The 6,189-nt window shown below is 38.0% G+C and carries 4 protein-coding genes and 2 pseudogenes; 4 read left to right on the forward strand and 2 right to left on the reverse strand.

Annotation, left to right across the window (positions count from 1 at the left end; all coding sequences use genetic code 11):
- Positions 1–577 precede the first annotated feature (577 nt).
- The 3 genes and pseudogenes from V7L20_RS17740 to V7L20_RS17750 all read left to right on the forward strand — a co-directional run.
- Positions 578–3,256, forward strand: coding sequence for an ATP-binding protein (locus V7L20_RS17740; RefSeq protein ID WP_334745354.1), 2,679 nt, complete (start codon positions 578–580; stop codon positions 3,254–3,256).
- 171 nt (positions 3,257–3,427) lie between these two features.
- Positions 3,428–3,583, forward strand: coding sequence for a hypothetical protein (locus tag V7L20_RS17745; RefSeq protein ID WP_442943574.1), 156 nt, complete (start codon positions 3,428–3,430; stop codon positions 3,581–3,583).
- A gap of 31 nt (positions 3,584–3,614) precedes the next feature.
- A pseudogene (locus V7L20_RS17750) lies at positions 3,615–3,893 on the forward strand (hypothetical protein); the annotation flags it as partial.
- 630 nt (positions 3,894–4,523) lie between these two features.
- Here the strand turns inward: V7L20_RS17750 and V7L20_RS17755 are convergent.
- Both V7L20_RS17755 and V7L20_RS32715 read right to left on the reverse strand, forming a co-directional pair.
- On the reverse strand, positions 4,524–5,195 hold the full coding sequence (locus tag V7L20_RS17755; RefSeq protein WP_334745356.1) for a cadmium resistance transporter: 672 nt from the start codon (positions 5,193–5,195) through the stop codon (positions 4,524–4,526).
- A 372-nt stretch (positions 5,196–5,567) separates the two neighbouring features.
- Positions 5,568–5,774, reverse strand: a pseudogene (locus V7L20_RS32715) (transposase); the annotation flags it as partial.
- A gap of 137 nt (positions 5,775–5,911) precedes the next feature.
- Between V7L20_RS32715 and V7L20_RS32720 the strand changes: the two are divergent.
- Positions 5,912–6,019 carry a hypothetical protein gene (locus V7L20_RS32720; protein ID WP_442943573.1) on the forward strand — a complete coding sequence of 36 codons (108 nt, stop codon included), beginning with the start codon at positions 5,912–5,914 and terminating at the stop codon, positions 6,017–6,019.
- Positions 6,020–6,189 lie beyond the last annotated feature (170 nt).

Raw genomic sequence — 6,189 nt, forward strand, 5'->3', positions numbered from 1 at the left:
TTATGAATAATTTTCGGGCGAGTCCAATCAGTTTTCCTATTGCTAGTTGAATAACATTACCGTTTTTTCTTTCCCCAAAGTAACAAAAGAGGGATGAGCACTTTGAAAAGAATGATGTACCTGAACCAAATCTTCTCACTGAGATTGCGAAAACTCATAACCATAAAAATAAGGATATTACAAAAGATTTATATGAGCCCTTTGTAGAGGTCTTAATCGATACAGTGATTGAGTATGATCCTTCTTGTCTGGACGAAAACCCCAGTCAAGAGAAAGAAAATTATAGAAAGAAAGTTGAAGACGCTTGGAAGGAGGTTGTAAAACCAGGAGTTGAGTATATGAAATCGAAATACATTACTGAATAAAAAGGGTTCTAACGTCAACACAGCGATTGATTATTTTTTTTAATTGGAAGTCCCTAAAATCTACCAGTGCAGTTAACTAACGTTTTGTTGTTTTACCATAAGTGCTATATTGGCTCTTGACCCGACCAAGTAAAAACTATGTATAAACCCACACAACAGCGAAGTCGAGGTGTTGTACTTAGTACTACAGAACAGTCAGGGAGAGTGGGCAGATGAACAAAAATACTGGGCAAAGTGGTGTTTTTTCTCTGTTTAAAGGCGTACCCTTACGTCGCATTTTGGTAGCGTTGTTTCTGCTGCAAATCTTGCTAGCAGTGGGATTAACTGGATATTTATCGATTCACAATGGGCAAAAGGCAGTCAATGAAGTAGCTAGCGAATTGCGTTATGAAGTTGCTAATCGAGTAGAAGAGAATTTACAGACTTATTTCTCAACTTTGCGTCAAGAACTGCGCGGTAATCAAAATATGATTGACATTGGGTTGCTCAAGATGGAAAATTTGGCAACCTGGGAGTCATACTTAATAAAGCAGTTAGAGATTTTTCCTAATGCGATCGCTTTAACGGCAAGCAATGAACAGCAAGAACACTTAGCAGTGGAAAAGCTCAACGATCGCCAATTTTTACTCAGAAAAGCCAATAAGTCAACTGGGTACGACCTCTACACTTACAAAATTGACTCTCTTGGTCAACGTACCCAACTTCCAGAGATGATCAAAAATTATGATGCGCGATCGCGTCCTGATTATCAAGCAGCAGTTACCGCCAAAAAATTCAGCTTTAGTCAAATTTTTACACCCCTCACCGAACCAACACTTCTAATTAGTGCATCTCAACCGATATATAACTCCCAAGGTCAGTTACTCGGTGTCAACAGCACTCTAACTCACATATCACAAATTGGAGATTTACTGCAAAATATTAAAGTTGGCAAGTCTGGGGAAGTTTTTATTATCGAGCGATCGGGGCTATTAGTCGCAAGTTCTACAACCGAAGAACCATTCCGCTTACAAAATGGTAAACCCATTAGGTTGCCGGCTTCCCAAAGCGGGAATTCTTTGACTCAAGCAAGCGCTAAATATTTAACAACTAAATTTAGTAATTTTGACCAAATTCAAAGTTTACAGCGACTAGATTTCTCTTTTGACGGAAAACGACAATTTTTAGAAATTAGACCCTTTGACGGTGAATTAAATGTCAATTGGTTAATAGTAGTGGCTGTTCCAGAAGCAGACTTTATGGGACAAATTGAGCGTAACACTCAAACCACTATTTTTCTCTGTCTGGGAGCATTGGGATTAGCTACTTTACTGGGAATTATCACAGCCCGTTGGATAACTCAGCCAATTTTGGACTTCAGCACAGCGACAAAAGATTTAGCCGATTTAACTAATGGCGAAGCCTCAGTGGTGATAATAAAGGGCATTAAAGAACTAGAAGTGCTGGGTGAATCTTGTAATCAGATGATACAGCAGTTACGGGAAACCTTTACTGCACAGATAACCAAAAATGAAGAGTTAGAATTGCAAGTTAAGCAACGAACTCAAGAATTACAGCAAGAGATCCAAGTACGGATTAACAATGAGCAAAAACTGGAAAAGCATCATCAGGTATTAGCAGAACTGGCAAATCACAGGGCGATTTCAGAAGGAAAGCTGGAAACAGCATTCAAAGTTATTGCCGAGAAAGCAGCAAATGCTTTAGAAATAGAAAGAGTTAGTGTGTGGTTATTCAATGACGATGCCGTTCGCAAAGCGTCTCGTAGAGAAGGCGGGCTGCGCCAATACACCAAACTACAATGTATAAGTCTCTATGAACGTAGCAATCAGAGACATTCGGCAGATTTAGAACGCAATCTTGCAGATTATCCCATCTACTTTAAATCCCTGACATCTGCCCGGATCATTGCCGTCACCGACACTCGCACCGATCTACGGATACAAGAATTATGGGATGAACTGCCAGAACCAAAGAATATTGTATCCCTAATTAATACCTCGATCTGGGTTGGGGGCAAAGTTGTAGGAACAGTATTGTATGAACAGATTGATATCCCTCGGACATGGGAACTGAGTGAGCAAAACTTTGTTAGCTCAATAGCTGAATTTGTCACATTAACTTTAGAAATATGCGATCGCAAACAGACAGAATCCGCTCTCCATGAGGCTAAAGAAGCTGCCGAAATCGCAAATCGTGTTAAAAGTACTTTTTTAGGAAACATCAGCTCTCAACTGAGAAATCCCTTAAGCTCCATTCTTGGAATCACAGAAGCACTCCAAGGTCAAGTGTACGGCCCTGTGAATGAAGAACAGCGCCAGTTCCTAAATAACCTCGAATCCAGTGGCAAGAATTTACTAGAATTGATTAATCAGATCCTTGAGCTTACTGATATCGAATCTAGTAAAATCAAACTGCAATTAGCTCCCACTTCGATCCAAGGATTATGTGATTATAGTCTTAGTTTTGTCAAACATTTAGCGTTGCAGAAAAATATTCACCTGAGTGTACAAATACCTGAAGAACTCGAACCCATCCAAGTCGATAAACGCCGCATCCGCCAAGTATTTATCAACCTATTGACTAACGCGATCAAGTTTACTAAAGAAGGAGGCAAAGTTTGGATTGAAGTCCAGCCAAATTCTACAAATGAATATATTTTTTTCAGCGTGGTAGATACGGGTATTGGTATGCTATCCGATGACCTTTTCCAATTATTTCAACCTTTTGTGCAAGTTGAAAATTCTTCTCCCGGTGGTTCTTCAGGTACTGGTTTAGGATTAGTAATGGTGCAAAAAATTGTTGAGTTGCATAGTGGTACTGTCCATGCTGAAAGTCAATTAGGTAAAGGTAGTCGCTTTACAGTGAAACTTCCGTGGATAAAAGCGGGGTAACGTTTTGGGGAATCGCAATAGTTACAAAGGTGATCGCATCGCTGGTAGTGGCTTACGTTTCTCAGAATTAACTCAACCCGTGGATCTTTAGTGATGAGGATGAGTGTACTGCCGCCGTCTGCGGTCACTTTAACTGTTCCCCTCGCTTTTGAGCCAAAGTCGCCTCAAGTAATGCAGCAACCTCCACGCAACCCATTTGAATCATTACTTTCGGGCAGTTTGTCTGGGTGGATTTTGATAATTTCCCTTTGGAATGCGATTGTTACTTTCAGTGCCTTTGAGTGGGTATTAAAAACCACAAGTAACTTAGAGTGTGTTTATAAATAAAAAATAAAGAACACCGCAATGATTCCTTAGGATAGGTATTTTATCTAAAACATTATTACAAAAGTTCAGAGGCGGATTTTTCTTAGTGATTGGATATTTATTGTCACCATTATGCTGGTGAAACGATTTAGTTTTCAATTTACCAATTACTTATTTTTTCGGCTACATTTATAGTCTTTTTGCTCCTAAATTATTTATGCCTTACGTCATCATTGATTACTGGCTATCTAAGATTATTGGTATTCTGTTAATGCAAGGAGGCGTAATCGATATGTTCCAAAACCAAGAACGCAACTTCAAAAAAGAACTATCAGTATACCGAAAACTTTTGCGATCGCTCTGTAATGAATGCCTATTTCAGTAAAATTTTGCTTAATATCTGTAATTTTAAATACTAATGTCAAGAAGGTCTCTTGAACTCAGAATATAAGTAAAGCTAATGAATCTCTTAAGAGCATAAGAGCAAATCTCGCACCAGAATATGGTTATACTGTTATTGCAGAGAACTTTGTCAAAGAGTTGCGTGAAAATTGAGCTAGAGGAATATCTGGTTTGATTATGACTGCAACTACTACTCCAGTTTTAACTGATAATAAAACCTTAAACGAAGTAGTTAACTGTTTAACAGAAAACATTCCACTAAAGTCTCAAGGTAAGTGTGAACATTCATAATATCTTTGGAATTTTAATTCGGGCAGTTACTCAGAGAGATAGTATTGAAAATACTACTAAAATTTCTAGCTTATTTTCTGGAAAGTAACAATAAAATACAGTGCAAATACTGGATAGTTGTACTATATTAAAATTATTTTAATAAAATGATTTTAATTTTAAAATCTCACTTATATTTAAAAACTTAGGTGTGTCCTTACTTAAATCTAGCTCCATGCAGGAGCTTTTTGAATTCGCCAACAAAGTCTTGCTCATAGCGAATCATAAGTTAGTTGCCCCTGAGTGAGTGTAATATCAAACTGAATGTTCCTCTTTCGTACATGATTAAAAGACCTAGACAAATAAATACATAAGGAACAATAACTCCACCATAGCGGCTTAAAATATGACCAATCGCTCTTTGACAAGTCAATAGGTAAGCAAGAGCACACCAAACACCTACCAAGAGAAAAAATACACTTAAAGTCACTCCCAAACTAGTAAAACTCTTACCAGCAAATAAGGGTATATAAATACTGATATTATCACCGCCATTAGCAAGTGTTACTGCTGCGACTTGATAAGTTTGAGGATGTAGAAAACTTGAGATAAAAGATAGTTTGGGGTTACTATATGAGGAGCGGTGAAAATCAGTGGTTACTGTTTGAACTTGCGTAGTTTCTTGTTTTTTTACCAATAATTTCAAACCAATTGTGATTGGTAGTAATCCCAGGAATCCTATCCATTCTCGCGGGATGAACAAGCCACCAAAGAATCCTGGTAAGCTAGCTATGATGATAACTGCAAAACCAAGGTACTGACCAAACACAATATGTCGTCGCCGAAAATTGGCATTTACTTGTGAGAAAAATACCAACAGGACAAGAATATCATCAATATTGCTAGCAACAAAGGCAATCACAGCTTCGGTGAAAGTCGTCCAAAGTTGAATTCTAGTCATTGATAAGAAAATATGATGTGATGAAACTTATAAATTATATATAACAAATAAACAAGTTCCCAGTTTGAAGTTCATTATTTTCTTGGCATGTCATAATTAGAAATTCCTTGTAAGCATGTCACTCATAGTATGGAAATTTTTTAGGCACTGGGTGATTGATATTTACACCAGTACTTTTAATCGTTACTTTCGTTCAATCCTTTGCTGTTCCTGCGGTGTAGCACTTTCCTGTATTCCATATCCAATCAGCAAACCCACGCCCAAAAGTGCCACTAATCCACCTGTAATAGTACGCTTAGGTATATCTGCAATCTACAGACTACAGCTCATGTGAACCTAGTGTTAAACAGTTAATCATCGTCATTATCGTCGTCGCTTGCAATATTTTTGAGTGTAAAGTTGACCTAGAGGTACTTTACTAGTAGCAATTGAAGTAACCACGAAACGAATATTAGTACTAGTACCCTTTGAGCTAAATTCAATCTTCAAGACGACACGGCGTTTGCGGTTCTAAGATTCACGAGTTTGATAAGAAGATGAACGATACCAAATCGAGCTATCAATCAATTCATTTGCTTGGGCTATGTTCAATCCAATTTAAACTACTTTTCCCTGCTAAGGGCGCATCTAAGGTCTTTTGCTTTAAATAAAATCGCTAGCTTGAAAATTGTGTTCACAAACCCAATTTTTGACAATAGTTTAAGCATAATTGCTTATTGACAAATGTGACAGCGGACGATTTAGGCGCGTTTGCAGATAATTCAGATCACTTTTTGCATTGGCTTGAAAACCAAGCGCATATAATGCAGTTGCAACGACCCTAAGGTGTGCATCCAAAGACTTTTATTCCTCGCAAGCTTTACGGTAGTTACCTGCAAGCTACCTTGAATCAGGCAGAGGAGTGCGATTCGTTGATTAGCAAATCACGGCAATCAGTCCGTAAATAACTAATTCAGCCCGACAGCAGATTACTGTCACTAAAGGCTGAACTCTC

This window comes from Nostoc sp. (assembly GCF_036916735.1).
Classification (GTDB): domain Bacteria; phylum Cyanobacteriota; class Cyanobacteriia; order Cyanobacteriales; family Nostocaceae; genus Nostoc.

What these genes read in the sequence shown, in the direction of transcription:
- V7L20_RS17740 (WP_334745354.1), top strand. Translation starts at nt 578, where the DNA reads ATGAACAAAAATACTGGGCAAAGTGGTGTTTTTTCTCTGTTTAAAGGC.
- V7L20_RS17755 (WP_334745356.1), bottom strand. Translation starts at nt 5,195, where the DNA reads ATGACTAGAATTCAACTTTGGACGACTTTCACCGAAGCTGTGATTGCC.
- V7L20_RS17745 (WP_442943574.1), top strand. Translation starts at nt 3,428, where the DNA reads ATGCAGCAACCTCCACGCAACCCATTTGAATCATTACTTTCGGGCAGT.